The organism is Thalassotalea piscium (assembly GCF_030295935.1).
GTDB classification, from domain to species: Bacteria; Pseudomonadota; Gammaproteobacteria; order Enterobacterales; family Alteromonadaceae; genus Thalassotalea_B; species Thalassotalea_B piscium.
In genome coordinates this window covers 1,479,057-1,498,756 of sequence record NZ_AP027362.1, presented here as the reverse complement: position 1 = coordinate 1,498,756, position 19,700 = coordinate 1,479,057, and the positions used below count along the sequence as shown (strand labels likewise).

Below are 19,700 nucleotides of genomic sequence, written 5' to 3'. Positions count from 1 at the left end.
CTATAAGTGTGGTTTGCTTTTTTGATGTAACGCATTCAGAAATTCACTTGCTTGAGCAATGTTTCTACTGCGCTTCATATCAGGTAAGCTTTTTAAAAAAACTTGTCCGTAAGGACGGTTTACTAATCTATCGTCACATATTACCAGAACACCTTGGTCGGTTACATCACGAATTAAACGACCAACTCCTTGCTTAAGTGCAATAACAGCTTGTGGTAGTTGTATTTCGCTAAAGGGGTCTTTACCTTGCCGCCTAACGTCTTCACTTCTTGCTTGTAGCATTGGTTCATCAGGCGATGCAAACGGTAATTTATCAATAATAACACAGGTGAGTTTATCACCACGCACATCAACTCCTTCCCAAAAACTAGCCGTTGCTAATAACACTGCGTCTTCGTTTGCAATAAACTCAGCAAGCAATAGTCGTTTGCTCATTTGCCCTTGAACTAATAAAGGTGTGTCGGTTTGTTCAGATAATATTTCAGCGACTAAATTGAGCATCCGATAACTGGTAAATAATAAAAAACAACCGCCTTTACTAGCATTAATCAGGGGGATAGCTAAATCAGCCAATGCTTGAGCTCGACCAACATGATTTGCATCAGGTAGATATCGAGGCACAATTAATTGCGACTGATTTAAGTAATCAAAAGGACTATCAAGTAACTGCGTGGTAGCAGAATGAAGGCCAAGCTGTTCAGAAAAGTGATTAAAACCTCCATTAACCGCAAGTGTTGCAGAGGTAAAAACCCAACCAGCATTAGACTGCTTTATATACTCACTAAATTTATCAGCCACTGTTAATGGCGTTATATGTAACACCACATGCCGCCGTGTTGTTTCGTACCAAAAACTAATACCATCGGTTTCAACATTAGCCATCAGATCATACTTAGCTAAAATATTAACCGCTCGTTCGAAACAATTATCAATTGCTTCATTGCGAGAAATACAAAGCTTTAACACCTGATATAAGAAGTCGATATCCACTTTTAATACAGCAAAAACTTGTGCGAAGCGAGCCTGATTAATTTTATCACGCCAATTACCTCGCTCAGGATCACGCCCAAATAATAGGCGAAACTCTTGTGCCGTGCGTTGAAGCTTTTCAGCTGCCTTAGATAATTGTTTAACGTCAGTTAATTCTGTGTGGTATTGCTGCAACACGTCGCTGCATAAATCTAAAATTTGACGAGTTGAAAATGCTTCACCAAAATATTCACTAGCAATATCAGGGATTTGATGAGCTTCGTCAAATATTACCACATCTGCTTTAGGTATCAACTCACCAAAACCAGTATCTTTAAGTGCCATATCAGCAAAAAATAAATGGTGGTTAACCACAACAACATCGGCTTCAATAGCATTTTTACGCGCTTTAATTAAATAACAATCTTCAATGTTTGGGCATTCTTTGGCTAAACAGTTATCTAACGTACTAGTAACATAAGGGAAAATCGTTGAATCTTCCGCAACATTCTCTAACTCGCCAATATCCCCAGTGGAAGTACTATTAGCCCAGGTACGAATATTGACAAAATCAGCTAGCATTTGTGCATCAAGTTGACCTTTTTCTCTAGCATAAAGATCTAAACGGTATAAGCATAAATAATTGGCTCGCCCTTTTAATAATGCAATTTGGGCATTAGTTGCTAACGCTTTTCGTATAAGAGGAATGTCTTTATAAAAAAGTTGCTCTTGGAGATTTTTAGTACCAGTTGACACTATTACTTTTTTTTCCGATAGCAGCGAGGGGATCAAATATGCAAAAGTTTTACCTGTACCTGTACCCGCTTCTACAATTAAGCTTGTTTTGTTATTGATAACACGCTCAACCTCAAGTGCCATATCAATTTGAGCCTGTCTAGGTGAATAGGCAGTTAATACGTTAGCTAAAATACCGGAAAGGGAAAATGCGTGCTCTACTGGGGTCATTGGATCGGTAACGAGAAAATTTTGGCGTTATTATATACCTAAGCTGTTGTAATATGCGAGTTAGTGAAACATAGCGAGCGATAAAAGACGAGTTCAAAATATCTTTGAGCAATAACGTTGTGCTCAAAATACGATAAACATAATAAAATACTAGGGCGTGTTGATCTTTGTTGTACATTTTTTGCAGCGATTTATTTGATGTTTATGCAAGGCTGAGCTTATGTAATGAGGTTGCTCCCCATAAATAAGTGAAAACGCCGTAGAAATACCAAAGAGGCGCTGTCCTACGGATACGTTTAAACATGATTTACTTTTTGTTGCCTACATGGAAGTAGGTACTTAGCGTGAGCAGGACGCGGAAGCTGTGCCTACATGGAAGTAGGTACTTAGCGTGAGCAGGACGCGGAAGCTGTCTAGCTCATTTATGTAAATAACTACACTTTACTCGCTACGCCTCAATTAAATTATGCTTAATTCTTACAAAATTTGTACTCAAAAGTTCAACACGCCCTAATGTATGCTCTTAAACCATTAAAATCCGCAGCAAGAATTTACGCACCTACCTACTTAATGTCATTTAGCATAAAGAAATGGCATATCAGACTTGGGTTTATTGTTTGTCTGCGCTTTCAAGTTCTTTTATCTTATTTGCTATCGACTCAGCTTCAACAGTGATCATTGCATAAGATTTAATATCGCCATTTCTTTGCGCATGCATAGCTTGCTCAAGTTTAGCTTCGTAAGCACTATTTAGTTTCTTTATTGGGTTAGTTTTTTTAAATATTGAAAACATTAGTTTCATTTTTAAATGAATGGTTTAATGTAGTACGTATTAAAGTGGACTTTAGTTTAAAACTATGTAAAAAGTAGAGATTATTGCTAATTTATTTTTCTCTTATTAGAACAAGGATTTCACAGGTAATAACTTATGGATCGAGTAAAAATTACAGTATTAAGTGTTTTTCTAGGACTCTTGTACGCATATTTCGCTGTTTATATTGCTGGTATTGGCGCTGCTATAGCAATTCCTGCTGAAATTTTGACACCTTTTGTTAAAGACTACCCAATATTCACTTTTGCAATGATCGACCTGATTACAATAGGCCTCCCTTTAATTATTATTTATTGTGTATTTGCTTTGTTGATTAATCATTTAAATGTGAGCAAAAGCTATTTTCCGTATATTGCCCTATTGCTGCCATATTTTGCTTTAAGCATCTATTTTTTTTCCTTAATGGAGCCGCCTCAAAATTGGGTATATACATTCGGTACAATAGTCCCAAGGTATTTTGTGCTTATTGTGTTCGCCATTTTCTTTATCACTCGAGCGACTCGTTATAAATAGTGTTAAAAGCGGCGTAATAAAATATAGTGAAGAAAGTTGAAAAATTTATCAGTACTACTTAGCAACACAAAGGTATGCTAAACAAATATATCTAAATGAGGGCTGTCTTCTTCGTCTTTATCTTGATGGTCTTTCGGGTGTATAATTTCATCTCTATTTGTAATAACATCTTCAGACGCTTTAATGCCCTCTTCAAAGTCTTTCTCTTCTGGGTGTTCTTTATTATTTTTAGATGAACTTTTTTCTTCTTTATTTTTTGCCGACGAGTGATATCTCTCGTGATGCTCTAACTTATTTTCATCATCGTTTAACTCCTTTGTGCCCTGCTCTTTAAATAACGCTTTTACTTTAAGTGACTCTGGTTTAATAGTCACAGGCACAACTTTAGTAAGCGCCGTTGTAAAAATATCCACTGGGTATCCCTTACATATAATTATACTAAGCTTAACTACCTTTCTTAGGTTATCGGCAGGTTGATGCTTTTCATAAAGCTTATATCAATTTATTTCTTTGTCTTCTCATTCTGATTATCGAAACATAAAATGACTTAGCGTAAAAATAATGGTCAGATTTAACTATTATTAATCACTTCATATCTTAGATATCACCTAGTAACAAAATTATGAGCTTATTAAAGCGTGTTTAACAGCCAATACCTTGCTTTGGGTCGTCAAAAAAAATGCAGATAGATGCCTAAATAGCATTACTATAATTGTATCATTGGGTAAAAGCGCTTAAATCTAACTGAAGCTATATAAGTTTTATCAACCACATATAACAATTACTGATAACGTTAGCACATAAAACACTTGCCCTGAAGCGTATTTCACAGTAGTGTATTTAGCAATTAGGCTATTGCAGTGAAATTAAGCAGTTTCATTGCTTTATCAATTACCAAATAAACAGTTAATTAAAAGAGAACATAATGATTTTAAACCTGACTACTATCCATCATCATCACCATCACACGGATTAGCCACTCAGGTATATTCGCTGAAGGGCTATGGACCTTTCAGCGGCACTAGAATTAAAGTATATCAGTTTTCTAAACCCCCGAAAGAGTCCCACTCTTTCGGGGGTTTTCGCATTTTTGGGGCGGATAAATTGTATATACAGGAAGTAATACCAAAAACACTTACAAAAATTACTTTATAGCACTCTGTTTGAAGAAATATTCACTTTCTTATACAGATTGATATTACCAACAAATTCAATAGATTAGGAATTATAAAATGACAACAGAAACTCGACTACGCATAGCAATGCAAAAATCAGGAAGATTAAGCGACGACACACAGGCATTACTTAAACGCTGTGGATTAAAGTTAAACGTTAGCGATCGTCGTTTACTTGCACATGTTACAAATATGCCAATCGATATTATGCGCGTTCGCAGCTCTGATATTCCTGGGCTTGTAATGGATGGTGTTTGTGATCTTGGAATTGTTGGTGATAATACCTTAGAAGAAACAGCGCTTGAGCGTGAACGTATGGGAAATAAGTCTTCATATATTCGTACCACAGGATTAAATTTTGGCGATTGTAGACTGTCTATTGCAATGCCAGAAGGCTTTAATTACCAAGGTGTAAAAAGTTTGGATGGCTTACGTTTTGCCACCACCTATCCACAACTGCTAAACCGCTTTGCTCGTGATAAAGGCATAAACGTTGAATTTTGTCTATTAAATGGTTCGGTCGAAGTTGCCCCGCGAGTGGGGTTAGCCGATGGTATTTGTGATCTCGTTTCTACTGGCGCAACATTAGAAGCTAATGGTCTAGTTGAAGTAGAAGAAATTTTTCATTCAAAAGCTTCTTTAATTCAAACAGCATCTCCGCTGTCTGCACCCAAACAAAAAATACTAGACACACTACTGCCACGCATTCAAGGTGTAATGAAGGCCAAAGAAAGCAAGTACATAATGCTCCATGCCCCTAAAGATAAAATTAGTGAGGTAAGTGCATTAATGCCAGGGAAAGAAACACCTACTATTTTACCTTTAGCTGGTCGAGACGATTTAGTAGCCGTACATGTTGTTGCTACTGAGACCTTTTTCTGGGAAACCATGGAAGAATTGAATGCGCTTGGTTGTAACTCAATTTTAGTTATGCCAATTGAAAAAATGATGAGTTAATGCGGAATAGATCATGATTAAAGAAATTATTAATTGGCAAGCGCTAAATGCACAAGCAAAGCAAGATGTATTATCGCGTCCTGCCATTGCACAAAGCGCATTATTGTCCCACCAAGTAGCTAATATTTTAAATAAAGTAAAAGCAGATGGTGATAAAGCATTATTTGAATTAACTGAGCAATTTGATGGTATAAAGCTACCAACCCTAACAGTGCCCGAAAATACGATAAAGAACGCGAAAAAAGCATTATCTAGTGAACGGTTAGCGGCGATTGAAACAGCCTACAGCCAAATAAAGCGCTTTCATCAAGCACAAGTAGCCGAAGACATAACCGTAGAAACAACACCTGGTGTTCGTTGCTCTTTAAAAACTGAAGCAATAGAAAGTGTTGGTTTGTATATTCCCGCTGGCAGTGCACCACTACCTTCGACAGTATTAATGTTAGGCGTTCCGTCACAATTAGCGGGTTGTAAACGCACAGTTTTAGTTTGCCCACCAGACACACAAGGCAATATAGCCAATGAAATTATTGTGGCAGCACAGCTCTGTGAAATTGACGAAATTTATACTGTTGGTGGTGCGCAAGCTTGTGCCGCGTTAGCTTTTGGCACCGAAACAATAAAACCAGTGAATAAAATTTTTGGCCCTGGCAATAAATATGTTACTGAAGCTAAAAAACAACTCGCGCAACAGGTAGCTGGTTTCGCTATTGATATGCCTGCAGGCCCATCGGAAGTACTGGTAATTGCTGATAACAATGCCAATGCAGCTTTTGTTGCTGCCGACTTGCTCTCACAAGCTGAACACGGCCCTGATAGCCAAGTTATTTTGCTCTCAAACAGCCATGCTTTATTAACTAAAGTACAAGCCGAATTAACAATACAACTCGCCTTATTGTCTCGTCGAGAGATAGCCGAGGAAGCACTAAAGTTAAGTCGTTTAATTTTATGTAAAGATCTTAGTCAGGCTGTCACTATATCGAACGAATATGGCCCAGAGCACCTAATAATTCAAACCGACAATGCTCAAGCTTTATTAGCTAACTTACGCAATGCAGGTTCTATTTTTGTTGGGGCTTACACCCCTGAGTCAGCTGGCGACTATGCAAGTGGCACCAACCACGTATTACCGACTTACGGTTACTCTAAAGTGATCAGTAGTTTGTCTTTAGCTGACTTTTCAAGACGATTTACTGTGCAAGAAATTACCCCTGAAGGATTAATTGCACTTGCCCCATGCATAAAAGAATTAACTGATGCTGAAGGGCTAGATGCACATAAACGAGCCGTTACTATTCGTTTAGATACGCTAAACATGGAGAAAAAATAATGAGTATTGCCAACAAGCTAGCGCGCAAAGAGCTAGTAGAAATGGTGCCTTATCAATCTGCAAGACGGTTGCAGGCAGGTAATGGGTCGTTTAATTCAAAAGTTTGGTTAAATGCGAATGAGGCATCTGGTCCAGGTATTTATCAAGTAAACAGTGATTGCATTAACCGTTACCCTGACTTTCAGCCGGATAGCTTACTTAACGCATATGCACAATATTGTGGGCTACCAAGGTCACAAATTTTAGCAACACGTGGCGCTGATGAAGGCATAGAATTACTCATTCGTACTTTTTGTAAAGCCTATCAAGACAGTATATTAATTTGCCCCCCGACCTACGGTATGTATGCGATCAGCGCTGAAAATCACGGCGCAGGCATTATCAAAGCTCCTTTAATTGATTGCCAATTAAACTTAGAAGCTTTGCAAGCTCAAGTGGGCAAAGTAAAAGTGGTATTTTTATGCTCACCCGGCAACCCTACAGGTAATTTATTACCTGCAGAGCAAATTAAGGCTGCCATCAAAATGTTTGCTGATACAGCCATTGTGGTGGTTGATGAAGCCTACATAGAATTTTCGCCTGAGCAAACAGCTGTTAGTTGGATAAACCAGTACAGTAATTTAGTTGTATTAAGAACCTTATCTAAAGCCTTTGCTTTAGCCGGTTTGCGTTGTGGATTTACCTTAGCAAGTAGCGACATTATCAGCATGTTAAGTAAAGTTATCGCACCTTACCCTGTCCCTTCGCCCATCGCTGAAATTGCCAGTTCTATATTAACTGACGATGGTATTGCTCAAATGCGTATTCGAGTACAAGAAACGTGCATACTGCGCAAGCAGTTAATTGAGTGGTTAGACGAGCAACCATGGTGCACTAAGGTTTATGCGAGCGATGCTAACTTTGTGCTATTTGCCTGTGAAGATAAGGATCTAGTGTTTAATACACTTAGCCAGCAAGGCATTTTGATACGAGATCAATCTAAGCAACTACAACTTAGCAATTGTTTGCGCATCAGTATTGGTAGTGAACGAGAAATGTCACTGTTAAAGCAAACACTTATCAATTTATTACCTAGCATTACAGCTAACACTACAACCTCAGCAGCAGAGAAGTAACATGGCCACTAATACCAAAAATCAAAACATATTATTTATCGACAGAGACGGGACCTTAATTGAAGAGCCTGTTAGCGACAAACAAGTTGATAACCTAGAAAAACTAGTATTCGAGCCTAATGTGCTACCTGTACTGCTTTCACTACAAAGCAAAGGTTACCGCTTAGTAATGGTATCAAACCAAGATGGTTTAGGTACTACTAGTTATCCGCAAGCAGACTTTGATTTACCGCATAATAAAATGATGGATTTATTCACATCTCAAGGCGTTATGTTTGATGATGTTTTATTATGCCCGCATTTTGAGCATGAAAATTGTAGTTGCCGTAAGCCTAAGCTAGGTTTAGTCAGCGACTACCTACAGCAAGGAAAAGTAAATTTTGCTAATTCTTATGTTATTGGCGACCGTGAAACAGATGTTCAATTAGCCGAAAATATGGGCATTAAAGGTATTTTATATAGTCGAGAAAGCAATAACTGGAATGAGATCGCATCCCAATTATTAACATCGCCGCGTAAAGCAAACGTAGTACGAACAACAAAAGAAACGGATATTAATGTGGCAGTTAACTTAGATAGCATTAGCCCTGTTACTATCAAAACAGGTTTAGGTTTTTTTGACCACATGCTTGAACAAATAGCCACTCACGGCGGGTTTAGCTTAAGTGTTAATGTCGATGGAGATTATCATATTGACGAACATCACAGCGTTGAAGATACCGCCCTTGCACTTGGACAAGCATTAAAACAAGCACTGGGCGATAAGCGTGGTATTGGCCGTTTTGGTTTTGTACTGCCAATGGATGAATGCCGTGCGGAATGTGCAATCGATTTATCAGGCCGCCCATGGTTAGAGTTTGACGCTAAGTTCACTGATAATAGAGTGGGCACAATGTCTACACAAATGGTATCGCATTTTTTCCGCTCTTTAGCTGACTCTATGGCAATAACCATACATTTATCAACCACCGAAGGTAATTGCCATCACCAAGTCGAAAGCCTTTTTAAAGTATTTGGTCGCGCGCTTCGCCAAGCACTTACGGTAAATGGCAATGTACTTCCTAGTACAAAAGGAACGCTATAGTGATTTACCAAGAAATGCCTAATGAGAAAAACGATAAAGCAAAGAATGTAATTGTCGATACCGGGTGCGCTAATTTATCATCGGTGCAATTTGCTGTTGAACGCTTAGGTTTTAACGTGATTGTTACTGACGACATTGAGTTAATAAAAGCCGCTGACAAAGTCATTTTACCCGGTGTGGGTAGTGCCCGTCATGCCATGGAAAACATTCGTTCCAAAGGCTTAGTTGAAACGTTACAACAACTTACTCAACCGGTATTAGGCTTTTGTTTAGGTATGCAGCTGATGGCGCGCAGTTCAGTTGAGGGTGCAACTAATCAACCTATCGAATGCTTAGGGCTGATACCGACTGATATTGTTGCACTTAATGCTAACAACTTACGTTTACCACACATGGGTTGGAATACGCTGATTAATGTAAATAATCATCCAGTATTTAACAATATAGATGTCGGCGACTACTTCTATTTTGTTCACAGCTTCGCTGCCCCAGTTAGCGAGTTTACGGTTGCAAGTTGTGAGTATGGCACAAAGTTTTCAGCTGCAATTGCTAAAGATAACTTTATCGGTTGTCAGTTTCATCCTGAACGCTCAAGTGAACTAGGTAGTAAAATAATCAACAATTTTTTAAATTTATAACTTTCAATAACCGTTTCAAATAAGCACTATTTGAAGTGGGAACAATAAACTATTACGGAGTTTATAATTATATAATGAGTACTTTTGAAGTAGTAATTGAGAAAAAGAATAACATTAGGAGCGGTAATTTATGATGATCCCCGCAATAGATCTGATCAATGGTGAAGTTGTTCGTTTATATCAAGGTGATTACGAACAAAAAACAAACTATCAATATTCACCAAGTGAACGACAAAATGCGTATGCAAATGCTGGCGCAAAAGTGATGCACTTTGTTGATTTAGACGGTGCTAAAGACAGCACAAAACGCCAGCTTGATACATTAAAAACCCTTGTGAATCATCCAACGATGATCATACAAGTTGGCGGTGGTATTCGCAGCGAAGAAGATGTAAAGCAATTACTGGCACTTGGCGCAAACCGCGTTGTAATTGGTTCACTGGCCATTAAACAACCTGAAGTAGTGATTGAATGGTTAAAAAAGTATGGCGGTGAGAAAGTTGTTTTAGCACTCGATATTAAAATTGACGCTCAAGGTAATAAAACGTTACCAACGCATGGTTGGATAGAAGACAGCGGCGTTAATCTAGAAGATTTGCTAGTACAATATCAACATGCGGGCATCAAACATGTGCTATGTACTGATATTAGTAAAGACGGCACATTAACTGGAACCAATGTTGAGCTCTATCAAGAGCTATGTAGCAATTACCCTGAAATTCAGTGGCAGGCATCTGGAGGTATTGGCAGTTTAGACGATATAAAAGCACTTGTTCCTACAGGTGTTGCAGGGGTAATTTTGGGCCGTTCGTTATTAGAAGGTAAATTTACTCTAGCAGAAGCTATTGATTGTTGGCCACTTCCATAACTTCTACTTTTAGGGTGATTCAAGCAAATAGCTGTCAAAGAAAAGGCTACCAACTGATCTCCCCTATTAATAAAAAATAAAGCATAGTTGGTTACCCATACTATGCTTTATTTGATTTTGACAAGGTCTCAACCGGTATCTGGGCGTTAGGCTAACGCAGGAACAGTTACCGAGAATAACCCTTCTCTACAATCAATGCTTTGCCATTAATCCTTTAAGTTCCGGCCAAGAGATCACTTATACCAGTTTCATTAATTAAGTGATCTACTTTATACGCAGTAAAAATGATCACATAGTTAGTGAGATTGGTATTACTTAAAACTTATAACTAACACCAATTTCAAATGAACGCTCTGGTCCAACATAAATGCCTTGACGTAACCCCGTAATGTAGCGTTTATCTGTCAAGTTTTTTACAGCGCCAAACAAACGCAAGTTAGTCGCTAAATTATATTGTGCCGTTAAATCTAGTAACGTATAAGATGGCATTAAGCCGCCCCAAATACCGCCTGCAGCATCTGTTGGGATCTCTTCTACGTTACTTGCATCACCGTATTGCTCACCACGGTGATGAACAGTTAGCGCAGTATTTAAATGCTCAAGTTGATAATTAAAAGTTAAATTAGCAACAATTTTTGGTGCGTAAGGCAATCTATTCCCTTTATTTTCACCACTGGTAAACTCTGAGGTAGGCACCCAAGTAGCGTTACTATCTATGCTAAAGCCACCGCCTAGTTTATAACCAAGCATAAACTCCATACCTACATGCTCAGTTTTACCACCATTAGACTGTGATAAGTTTGGATCGCTATTACCAGTAACAACCTGATTACTAAAATCCATCAGAAAAGCTGCAACTTCATAACTAAAATCACCTTGATTGCTACGTAAACCTAACTCATAGTTAGTTGAGCGTTCGCCATCTAAATTTTGATCTGTCAAGCCATCAAGAGCAACACCATTTGATGCTGGAGAAAAAGCGCGGTATACACCACCATAAAACTGAGCAAACTCGTTTAAGTTATAAGTAACGCCAACACCTGGCAAATATTCAGTATTACTAGTTTTAGCGGTACTATTATCATCTGTTAATATCACACGTTTTTGCTCGTATGACTCAACTCGTAAACCCGGTGTAACAGCAAAACGATCACTTAACTCAATACGAGTTTGCCCATGAGCGGCAAAACTGTCTGCTGAATCAATTCTGTGACGATCATTCACACCTGTACGATCAGAGCTGCGCACTGCTCGAATACGTGTATCATTTGATTCTTCTTGCATATAACGTAAACCGAACTCACTATTTGCAGGCATACCAAATAGATCATGGTCTAATAGTAAACGAGTTTCTATACCTACACGTTCAAATGAACGATTATTACCTGATAGTGTGTCTTTATAAATCCATCGTCCAGCTAAGTTAGAGGCATCAGTATCGACATTATAGCGCCAATAATCACGACTTACTTCGCTCCAATACACCAACGTTTTTAATGTTGCTTGATCAGAGAAAGAGACTTCATGGTTAATATCAAATGCTGTGCGGTCTGTTAAAAATACATCATCCGCTCCTGGGTTATAATCAGCACCAGCTAAATAATCGTCCATTAACAAACCACGATAAGAGATCTCAGCGTCATTTTCATAGCGTGATACTTTAATACCAATCTTTTGATTTTGATTTAAAATAACGCCAGCCTTAGCCATAACATCTGTCATTTCATAGCCTTTATCCATAAAGCCGTCGCTAGAAGCATGTGTTGCAACAATTCCCGCAAAAGCATCACCAGATTGGCTTTGGCCACCCGCTTCTAAACTTAACTCTTGCATATTAAACGAACCGACTCGACCAGTAAGCATTACACCATCATCAGGTGTTTTTGTTTGGTAATTAACCACCCCACCTATAGTTGACGGGCCATAACGAAGTGAGGCTGAACCTTTTAATACTTCAACTTGTTCTATACGTTGAATACGAGGATTAAAATAGCGATCATTACCAATAAATAAACCTGGAGCTACCGGAACGCCATCTTCTAGCATAAGAGATTTTGACTCACTTGCTGATAAGCCACGTATACCAAAGTTTGCAACAATCGACGTTTCTTCTTCGCTTTTAATATTTACACCAGGAATACGACGTAAAACATCTTCAGTAGAAAGTGGTTGAATTTTTTCAATTTCCTGGCGATTAATAACCACAACAGAGCCCGTGTGATCTAATATAACCGAATTAGCATGGCCTAATACGCTGATTACTTCCATTGCAGGCATAATTTTTTTATTTTCGTTTTCTTCAGCAATGTCTTGTTGTTGAGCAACTGCATTTAAAGATCCTAAGGCCAGCGTAATGGCTAGTGACAGCGAAGTCTTGGTTGTTCTCATATTGAGATATTCCTTAAAAATTAAATAGGCTTATAAAAAATTAGCGCGATTTAAACACAAAACAAAATGCGAATCAATATCATTAAGCTTATCTAGTGATGTAAATCAAAAAAAAGTGATTTAGTGTGAATATAATAAAGTTGTATAGGAGGTTTGTTGGTTGACGCTAACTATGTTGGAATTATTACAGTTGTGATGCAAAGTATAAAAATTGTAAAAGCGTATAAATTTGGTGATCGCACAGCAGTATTTGTCATTTAATTTCATATTTTTTTCATAACAGCAAAGCGCTAATTTTTATTGAACAATGTCGAAGTTAAGAAGTGCAGATTGTTCTATATAATAACTATTTAATTAACACTTTTTCTTAAGTTTGAGCTAGAAATACTGTATATTACCAGTCATAAATAACTGCATATTATGCATTTATATTTTTATAATGAGTTCATATTCAGCGTTCTTTGAACACTAGTAAAATAAAGTGCATCCTACACACATAAGAAAACTAAGAAAAACAAATAATATGAAATATAATCAATCACTTAAACTGTGGTGTAAATCATGCTAGCTAAGCGCATAATTCCTTGCCTTGACGTAAGAGACGGCAAAGTAGTTAAAGGTGTTCAATTTCGCAACCATGAAATTATTGGCGATATTGTACCACTTGCACAACAGTATGCTGCAGCTGGCGCCGATGAATTAGTATTTTATGATATTACCGCAAGCTCAGATGACCGCGTAGTTGATAAAAGTTGGGTTAGCCGTATAGCAAAAGTAATCGATATCCCCTTTTGTGTTGCTGGTGGTATTAAAAGTGAAGACGATGCTAAGCAAATCTTAAAGATGGGTGCTGATAAAATTAGTATTAACTCACCTGCCTTAGCTGATCCTACTTTAATTAGTCGTTTAGCAGATTACTTTGGTCAGCAGTGTATTGTTGTTGGTATTGACAGTTTTTTTAACAAAGAACTAAACACTTATCAAGTTTATCAATTTACTGGCGATGAAAGCCGTACTCAACAAACCCAATGGAACACTTTTGATTGGATTGAAGAAGTACAAAAACGCGGCGCTGGTGAAATTGTACTTAACTGCATGAATCAAGACGGCGTTCGACAAGGCTACGACATTATACAACTTAAAAAAGCAAGAGCCGTATGTAACGTACCGTTAATTGCCTCTGGTGGTGCAGGTAAAATCAGTCATTTTACTGAAGTATTTCAGCAAGCCGATGTTGATGGCGCGCTTGCCGCTAGCGTATTTCATAAAGGCGTTATTGATATAAATGAATTAAAACAACAATTAGCTCAAAATAAAATAGAGATCAGACTATGTTAATTAATCAAGAGAATATGTCGCAATTAGCATGGGATAAAATGGCTGATTTAATTCCTGCTATTATCCAACATCACGCAACGGGTGCGGTGTTAATGCAAGGGTATATGAACCAAGCGTCGCTTGCGCAAACGCTATCAACTGGTAAGGCGACATTTTTTAGTCGTTCAAAACAAGCATTATGGGTTAAAGGCGAAACTTCAGGCCATTTTTTAAATGTTGAACAAGTATTAGCAGATTGCGACAAAGACAGTCTATTAATTAGCTGCGTTCCTGTTGGACCAAGTTGTCACTTAGGCACTGAGTCGTGTTTTCCTGAGCAAAAAATAAGTCAACAAAACTTTCTAAGCCAATTAGAACAAGTAATTGCAAGTCGAAAAAATGATGACCCAAAAGATAGCTATACTGCACATCTATTTTCACGTGGTACGACTAAAATCGCACAAAAGGTAGGTGAAGAAGGCGTAGAAGTGGCACTTGCAGCCGTAGCAGAAACTAAAGAAGATCTACTCGGTGAATGTGCTGACTTGTTTTATCACACACTTGTTCTTTTACAAGACAAAAACATTGAACTAAGTGAAGTTACTCAAGTATTGATGGAACGACATAACAAATAATACCAGTTTCATTAATTAACCGTTCTACTTTTATTCACATGAAAACAGCCAAATACCAGGCCTTTATTTTCATAAAGAGTTATTCAGGACTATTACGCTCCTGCATTGGCCAGAGAAACGACATCCTTGTATCGATATTGACTAAGTAAATAGCGCCGAAGTTGATTGTTTTTGCCAGTAGAAATGAGTACATAGTTAGGTTTAACTCATCGATAATAATGAAAGGCCAAGCAGGCCTTTTCATTACTTTCCTGTCTATATACAAACTCAACACTTAACATAAAAGTTTACCCAATATTAATACCATTAATCTCACCGCTGAAGTCAGAAAACTTAAAGGAATTCAATGTTAATAACAACAAATATGACTAGGGCGTGTTGATCTTTAGAGTACAAATTTTGTACGAATTAAACATGATTTAATTGAGGCGTAGCGAATAAAGTGTAGTATTCTACATAAATGAGCTAGAACGAAAAGTAAATCATGTTTAAACGTATCCGTAGGACAGCGCCTCTTTGGTTTTTCTACGGCGTTTTCACTTATTTATGGGGAACAACCCCATTACATAAGTTCAGCCTTGTATAAACACCAAATAAATCGCTGCAAAAATGTACAACAAAGACCAACACGCCCTAATTAGTCGGCTTATAGCAAAATATTATTTGAGTAAGGTTAAGCAAAGCGCTATGATGCGCCTCCCAGAAATTATGGAAATTTTTTTCGTGCCAAGGAACGCTTATGTTTAAGTACTGGTCAATTAAAAAATACGGTAGCAAACTGTTACCAACTCTCGAAAAATACTATGGTGTAAAAAACTTTTATACGCCTTCTGAAATAAGAACTACTGTTTATCAGCAGGACTTTAATCCAGACTATCTGCCACTTGCCTATTTGCTTTTTTTAAATTCCGCTGATGTAAAGTCAGTGTTTGCTAAAGAGTTTCCATTAATTTGTCCAGAAAACTACAAAAGAGAAACGCTAGCCTACTTGCATAAAAAACAATATTTAGGTTTTTTACATATATTAAATCAGCACTAAAGTTGTAGGGTAATTAGTTCCTTGCCTTTACTTTTCACTTCACTTTAGCGCGATACCATGAAAAAATGGGTTAATGGTAAACAAGTAGATATACAAATGACCCAATTAAATTGGCAAATCAAAACATTTGATCAACTATCCAATAATGAATTGTATGATGCTTTGAAACTTCGTATTGATGTTTTTGTTGTTGAACAAACTTGCTATTACCCTGATTTAGATAACTTAGATAGAGACATACATACCCTGCATTTATTTAGCTATGAAAATAAGCAGATGGTCGCGTATGCACGCATATTAGCTAAAGGCATCTGTTATCCAGATCACATAGCAATAGGTAGAGTATTAACCGCAGCTAGTGTACGTTCAAAGGGTTACGGTCACCAACTCATAAATAAAGCTTTAACCTACTGTCAACAATACTTCCCAAGACAAAACATTAAAATATCAGCACAACAGCATTTAAGTGCATTCTATCAACAGCATGGTTTTATTCCTTGCTCAGCAATGTACTTAGAAGATGGTATCCCTCATATCTCAATGTACAAAGCGTGTACTTAATAAAACATTTAACAGAACACATTGTAAGCCATTGATTTAAAACAACTGTCATGAGGGTGTCGCGTCTTTGTCGTGGTGATATATTATATTTTAGGTAAAAGTTACTACTCCATTTACTCGTAGTGAAACAAAAGTTAAGGAACAAAATGATTATTAGAAAAATAAGATTGCAACGCGGGTGGTCACAAGAGCAATTAGCAGAGCTAAGTGGCTTAAGTGTACGAACCATTCAACGAATTGAGCGTGGACAATCAGCTGGACTTGAATCATTAAAATCTTTAGCGGCTGTCTTTGAAGTACAAGTAGCAGATTTACAACCGGAGTTAGCAATGAATACAACATCAAAATTAACCATTGAAGAAGAACAAGCTATTGAATATGTTAGAGACTTAAAAGGGTTTTATAGTCACCTAACCACGTATGTGATAGTTATTGCTTGTTTGTTTATATTTAATTTAACTTTCACACCCAGTTATTTGTGGGTTTTATGGGCAGCATTTGGCTGGGGCATTGGCGTAGTTTCTCATGCAATTAGTGTTTTTGAAGTGTTTAGCTTTTTTGGGGCTGACTGGGAAAAGAAACAAATTGAAAAAAAGTTAGGGCGGAAACTGTAGTTAACCTGAGTTCTGGATAACGGATGTACGATCAACACAGGTAAAGTTATATTTTTCAATTACTTATTATAGAGCAATCGTATTGCTTATGTAGTTATATATCAATGTTATAAGTGTTGAGTGAATCAAGGCAAGTTTGCGTACCTAATAGCGAGCTATTAGTAGCAAATTAACGGTTTTTTAGTTCCAGACAAAAACCAAGTACCTACGTCCGTGCAGGCAACGCAGATACGCGCAAAAATCGTGACATTGACGTGCTTAGCTTATCCAGAACTCAGGTTAAAAAGCCTGCATCTGCCTGTCTTTCCTACACAAATCCCTTGATAAAAATCGAGGGATTTTTTTATGAACTTATTGTACCGAACGTGATCTGATCCATTTATTCAGTGATGAGGTGGATTTCTATGTTTACAACAAGTTCAGAGCAATGGGCAGAAGAAACATTTTTACATGCAAAATTGGGCGATACCCGCAGAGCTAAACGACTTGTTGTGTTAGCCTCTAATCTTTCCAACAAGTTAGGGCAATCACTCGTGCAATCATCTACGTCCACAGCCGATATTGAAGCGGCCTATCGTTTTACTCGTAATAAAGCTATTGATGCTCAAGCTATAGCTGAGGCTGGCTTTAAGGCAACAGCAGCAAAAGTTAAAGATTATGATTGCCTACTTGCTTTAGAAGACACCACATCACTTGAATTTAAACATCAAACGATTCGCGATGAAATGGGGCATACCACTTCGAATAAGCGTTCGCGTGGCATGCATGCTCATTCCGTATTGCTATTTGCCCCTGAGCAGCAGCATGTTGTTGGTCTGATTGAGCAAAAACGATGGACACGAGACGTCAGTTTGTACGGCCAAAATAATCGCCATGCCAGCCGAGCGTACGAAGACAAAGAAAGCTATAAGTGGGAGCAAGCATCAGAAGCGATGACTCCCCGTCTAGGTTCAACAATGAATAAGGTAATTTCAGTGTGTGATAGAGAGTCAGATATTATTGAATACCTGACTTATAAAACAGCGAGGCAGCAACGTTTTGTCGTGCGCTCAATGCAGAGTCGTTGCATTGAACAAAGTGAAAATAAACTTTATCAATATAGTGAGTCGTTAAAATCAGCAGGTCAACGTATTGTTTCGGTGAGGCAAAAAGGCGGACGCAAAGCGCGGGAGGCTTCTTGTCAAATACGTTATGCCAAAGTTGATGTAAAAATGCCAGCGAATAAAAAAGGCGCTTCGGTATCTCTCTATTATGTGGGTTGTCAGGAAGAAAACAATGACCAAGGATTAAGTTGGCACCTGTTAACATCTGAGCCTGTGACGTGCAAAGAGGAAGCCGAAAAAGTATTGACCTACTATGAAAAACGCTGGTTAATTGAAGAGTTCCACAAAGCGTGGAAAAGCGGCGGTACTCAAGTAGAAGATTTACGTATGCAAAGTAAAGACAATTTAGAAAAGGTGATTGTGATATTAGCGTTTATTGCCGCACGCCTTCATCAACTTCGTTACCTTGGCCTTAATAAGAAAGAAGCAGAAAAGCATAGTTGTGAAACGGTTTTAAGTCCGTTAGCGTGGAAGTTGCTATGGACAAAACGAGAAAAATCAAAACCACCGACAACGGCACCAAGCCTTTATTGGGCTTACATTAACCTTGGGAAGTTAGCGGGTTGGCACGATTCAAAACGTAATGGCCGTGTCGGGTGGGAGCGATTATGGGAAGGATGGTTTAAATTGCAAACCATCCTTGAAGGCTATGAATTAGCCCAATCTCTTGATCTGAAAATGTGATCAAGAGACAGGCATCTGCAGGCTTTTAATAAATAGTCTTACTGTAATTATCAATTAACCAAGTTTAGCCGCTAACAATGCAGTTACTTCGTCTACAGGCTGTGTTCCATCAATCGTTATATATTGACATGCACCTGCTTTTGCTTCAGCTTGATAATATTCAACTAAAGGTTTGGTTTGCTCATGGTATACACCTAAACGCTTACGTACAGTTGCTTCTTCATCATCTGGGCGAATTAACAAGTCTTCACCTGTTTCATCATCTTTGCCTTCTGTTTTAGGTGGGTTATAAGTAACATGATATACACGACCCGAACCAGGATGTACGCGTCGTCCAGCCATACGTTCAACAATCACTTCATCTGGCACATCAAACTCAATAACGCTATCGACTACCACACCGTTTTCTTTCATCGCATCTGCTTGAGGTATAGTGCGAGGGAAACCATCAAGTAAAAAGCCGCCTTTACAGTCGTCTTGTGCAATCCGCTCCTTAACTAAACCAATAATTAGTTCATCTGAAACTAATTGACCAGCATCCATCACTGTTTTTGCTTGCTTACCAAGTTCAGTTCCCGCAGAAATTGCGGCTCTAAGCATATCACCGGTAGAAATTTGTGGAATGCCATATTTAGCCATTAAGAATTGTGCTTGGGTACCTTTGCCTGCGCCCGGAGCACCTAATAAAATAATACGCATATAGTGTAGCCCTATACTATTAATGAATTGGGATAATGAATACCAGTTGTACTAAGTAATTATTACTAATATTACTAAGTGAAAATTAGCTAGTTCGCTTGGATTATTTAAAAGCAAATACTATACATTTACAAAGGGGTCCAAACAAGTAGCAAAACTGGTCAAACACTAAAAAAGGGGCAAAAAAGCCCCTTTTTATACTAAAGTCTATAT

19 protein-coding genes and 1 other annotated feature are annotated in these 19,700 nt (G+C 38.0%); of the genes, 13 read left to right on the top strand and 6 right to left on the bottom strand.

Going from position 1 to position 19,700, the window contains the following annotated elements; genetic code table 11:
• Both yoaA and QUD79_RS06485 read right to left on the bottom strand, forming a co-directional pair.
• Nucleotides 1–1,935: a DNA repair helicase YoaA gene (gene yoaA, locus QUD79_RS06490; RefSeq protein WP_184424442.1), complete on the bottom strand. Its 1,935-nt coding sequence runs from the start codon at nucleotides 1,933–1,935 to the stop codon at nucleotides 1–3.
• A gap of 610 nt (nucleotides 1,936–2,545) precedes the next feature.
• A complete protein-coding gene (locus QUD79_RS06485; protein ID WP_184424443.1) occupies nucleotides 2,546–2,728 on the bottom strand; it encodes a DUF6435 family protein in 183 nt (60 codons plus the stop codon).
• 135 nt (nucleotides 2,729–2,863) lie between these two features.
• On the opposite strand from QUD79_RS06485, the gene QUD79_RS06480 reads away from it, so the two are divergent.
• Entirely contained in the window at nucleotides 2,864–3,280 is a 417-nt protein-coding gene (locus tag QUD79_RS06480) for a hypothetical protein (RefSeq protein WP_184424444.1), read from the top strand.
• A 77-nt stretch (nucleotides 3,281–3,357) separates the two neighbouring features.
• Here the strand turns inward: QUD79_RS06480 and QUD79_RS06475 are convergent, their stop codons facing one another.
• Entirely contained in the window at nucleotides 3,358–3,693 is a 336-nt protein-coding gene (locus QUD79_RS06475; protein ID WP_184424445.1) for a hypothetical protein, read from the bottom strand.
• A gap of 538 nt (nucleotides 3,694–4,231) precedes the next feature.
• Nucleotides 4,232–4,368 (top strand) — a sequence feature (His leader region).
• A 144-nt stretch (nucleotides 4,369–4,512) separates the two neighbouring features.
• Here QUD79_RS06475 and hisG point away from each other — a divergent pair.
• The 6 genes from hisG (at nucleotide 4,513) to hisA (ending at nucleotide 10,447) form a co-directional block, all read left to right on the top strand.
• Entirely contained in the window at nucleotides 4,513–5,412 is a 900-nt protein-coding gene (gene hisG, locus QUD79_RS06470) for an ATP phosphoribosyltransferase (RefSeq protein WP_184424446.1), read from the top strand.
• 13 nt (nucleotides 5,413–5,425) lie between these two features.
• On the top strand, nucleotides 5,426–6,742 hold the full coding sequence (hisD, locus tag QUD79_RS06465; RefSeq protein WP_184424447.1) for a histidinol dehydrogenase: 1,317 nt from the start codon (nucleotides 5,426–5,428) through the stop codon (nucleotides 6,740–6,742).
• Entirely contained in the window at nucleotides 6,742–7,857 is a 1,116-nt protein-coding gene (gene hisC, locus QUD79_RS06460; RefSeq protein ID WP_184424448.1) for a histidinol-phosphate transaminase, read from the top strand. The genes hisD and hisC overlap by 1 nt, the downstream gene beginning before the upstream one ends.
• Nucleotide 7,858: 1 nt before the next feature.
• The gene (gene hisB, locus QUD79_RS06455; RefSeq protein WP_184424449.1) at nucleotides 7,859–8,941 is read left to right on the top strand and encodes a bifunctional histidinol-phosphatase/imidazoleglycerol-phosphate dehydratase HisB; all 1,083 of its coding nucleotides are present in this window, start codon (nucleotides 7,859–7,861) and stop codon (nucleotides 8,939–8,941) included.
• A gap of 14 nt (nucleotides 8,942–8,955) precedes the next feature.
• A complete protein-coding gene (hisH, locus tag QUD79_RS06450; RefSeq protein ID WP_184424460.1) occupies nucleotides 8,956–9,579 on the top strand; it encodes an imidazole glycerol phosphate synthase subunit HisH in 624 nt (207 codons plus the stop codon).
• A 130-nt stretch (nucleotides 9,580–9,709) separates the two neighbouring features.
• Nucleotides 9,710–10,447: a 1-(5-phosphoribosyl)-5-[(5-phosphoribosylamino)methylideneamino]imidazole-4-carboxamide isomerase gene (gene hisA / locus QUD79_RS06445; RefSeq protein ID WP_184424450.1), complete on the top strand. Its 738-nt coding sequence runs from the start codon at nucleotides 9,710–9,712 to the stop codon at nucleotides 10,445–10,447.
• Nucleotides 10,448–10,762: 315 nt separating this feature from the next.
• Here hisA and QUD79_RS06440 read toward each other — a convergent pair whose 3' ends face one another.
• Nucleotides 10,763–12,835 (bottom strand): TonB-dependent receptor family protein, encoded by a 2,073-nt coding sequence (locus QUD79_RS06440; protein WP_184424451.1) that lies wholly within the window; start codon nucleotides 12,833–12,835, stop codon nucleotides 10,763–10,765.
• 561 nt (nucleotides 12,836–13,396) lie between these two features.
• Here QUD79_RS06440 and hisF point away from each other — a divergent pair.
• Complete coding sequence (gene hisF / locus QUD79_RS06435) at nucleotides 13,397–14,173, top strand: imidazole glycerol phosphate synthase subunit HisF (protein ID WP_184424452.1); 777 nt, start codon at nucleotides 13,397–13,399, stop codon at nucleotides 14,171–14,173.
• Complete coding sequence (gene hisIE, locus QUD79_RS06430; protein WP_184424453.1) at nucleotides 14,167–14,787, top strand: bifunctional phosphoribosyl-AMP cyclohydrolase/phosphoribosyl-ATP diphosphatase HisIE; 621 nt, start codon at nucleotides 14,167–14,169, stop codon at nucleotides 14,785–14,787. The genes hisF and hisIE overlap by 7 nt, the downstream gene beginning before the upstream one ends.
• A 79-nt stretch (nucleotides 14,788–14,866) precedes the next feature.
• Here hisIE and QUD79_RS06425 read toward each other — a convergent pair whose 3' ends face one another.
• On the bottom strand, nucleotides 14,867–15,031 hold the full coding sequence (locus tag QUD79_RS06425) for a hypothetical protein (protein WP_184424454.1): 165 nt from the start codon (nucleotides 15,029–15,031) through the stop codon (nucleotides 14,867–14,869).
• 495 nt (nucleotides 15,032–15,526) lie between these two features.
• Between QUD79_RS06425 and QUD79_RS06420 the strand changes: the two genes are divergently transcribed.
• The 4 genes from QUD79_RS06420 (at nucleotide 15,527) to QUD79_RS06405 (ending at nucleotide 18,788) form a co-directional block, all read left to right on the top strand.
• On the top strand, nucleotides 15,527–15,826 hold the full coding sequence (locus QUD79_RS06420) for a DUF6559 family protein (protein ID WP_184424455.1): 300 nt from the start codon (nucleotides 15,527–15,529) through the stop codon (nucleotides 15,824–15,826).
• A gap of 57 nt (nucleotides 15,827–15,883) precedes the next feature.
• Entirely contained in the window at nucleotides 15,884–16,387 is a 504-nt protein-coding gene (locus QUD79_RS06415; protein ID WP_246454958.1) for a GNAT family N-acetyltransferase, read from the top strand.
• 146 nt (nucleotides 16,388–16,533) lie between these two features.
• Complete coding sequence (locus QUD79_RS06410) at nucleotides 16,534–17,001, top strand: helix-turn-helix domain-containing protein (RefSeq protein WP_184424456.1); 468 nt, start codon at nucleotides 16,534–16,536, stop codon at nucleotides 16,999–17,001.
• A gap of 404 nt (nucleotides 17,002–17,405) precedes the next feature.
• The gene (locus QUD79_RS06405) at nucleotides 17,406–18,788 is read left to right on the top strand and encodes an IS4 family transposase (protein ID WP_286288804.1); all 1,383 of its coding nucleotides are present in this window, start codon (nucleotides 17,406–17,408) and stop codon (nucleotides 18,786–18,788) included.
• A 54-nt stretch (nucleotides 18,789–18,842) separates the two neighbouring features.
• Here QUD79_RS06405 and adk read toward each other — a convergent pair whose 3' ends face one another.
• Nucleotides 18,843–19,487, bottom strand: a complete 645-nt coding sequence (adk, locus tag QUD79_RS06400) for an adenylate kinase (RefSeq protein WP_184425671.1) — start codon at nucleotides 19,485–19,487, stop codon at nucleotides 18,843–18,845.
• Between the last annotated feature and the right edge of the window lie 213 nt (nucleotides 19,488–19,700).

Coding starts and splice junctions, on each gene's coding strand:
- QUD79_RS06485 (WP_184424443.1), bottom strand. CDS start 2,728: ATGTTTTCAATATTTAAAAAAACTAACCCAATAAAGAAACTAAATAGT.
- hisH (WP_184424460.1), top strand. CDS start 8,956: ATGCCTAATGAGAAAAACGATAAAGCAAAGAATGTAATTGTCGATACC.
- adk (WP_184425671.1), bottom strand. CDS start 19,487: ATGCGTATTATTTTATTAGGTGCTCCGGGCGCAGGCAAAGGTACCCAA.
- hisIE (WP_184424453.1), top strand. CDS start 14,167: ATGTTAATTAATCAAGAGAATATGTCGCAATTAGCATGGGATAAAATG.
- hisA (WP_184424450.1), top strand. CDS start 9,710: ATGATGATCCCCGCAATAGATCTGATCAATGGTGAAGTTGTTCGTTTA.
- hisB (WP_184424449.1), top strand. CDS start 7,859: ATGGCCACTAATACCAAAAATCAAAACATATTATTTATCGACAGAGAC.
- QUD79_RS06415 (WP_246454958.1), top strand. CDS start 15,884: ATGAAAAAATGGGTTAATGGTAAACAAGTAGATATACAAATGACCCAA.
- QUD79_RS06440 (WP_184424451.1), bottom strand. CDS start 12,835: ATGAGAACAACCAAGACTTCGCTGTCACTAGCCATTACGCTGGCCTTA.
- hisC (WP_184424448.1), top strand. CDS start 6,742: ATGAGTATTGCCAACAAGCTAGCGCGCAAAGAGCTAGTAGAAATGGTG.
- yoaA (WP_184424442.1), bottom strand. CDS start 1,935: ATGACCCCAGTAGAGCACGCATTTTCCCTTTCCGGTATTTTAGCTAAC.
- QUD79_RS06405 (WP_286288804.1), top strand. CDS start 17,406: ATGTTTACAACAAGTTCAGAGCAATGGGCAGAAGAAACATTTTTACAT.
- hisD (WP_184424447.1), top strand. CDS start 5,426: ATGATTAAAGAAATTATTAATTGGCAAGCGCTAAATGCACAAGCAAAG.
- hisF (WP_184424452.1), top strand. CDS start 13,397: ATGCTAGCTAAGCGCATAATTCCTTGCCTTGACGTAAGAGACGGCAAA.
- hisG (WP_184424446.1), top strand. CDS start 4,513: ATGACAACAGAAACTCGACTACGCATAGCAATGCAAAAATCAGGAAGA.
- QUD79_RS06420 (WP_184424455.1), top strand. CDS start 15,527: ATGTTTAAGTACTGGTCAATTAAAAAATACGGTAGCAAACTGTTACCA.
- QUD79_RS06425 (WP_184424454.1), bottom strand. CDS start 15,031: ATGAAAAGGCCTGCTTGGCCTTTCATTATTATCGATGAGTTAAACCTA.
- QUD79_RS06480 (WP_184424444.1), top strand. CDS start 2,864: ATGGATCGAGTAAAAATTACAGTATTAAGTGTTTTTCTAGGACTCTTG.
- QUD79_RS06410 (WP_184424456.1), top strand. CDS start 16,534: ATGATTATTAGAAAAATAAGATTGCAACGCGGGTGGTCACAAGAGCAA.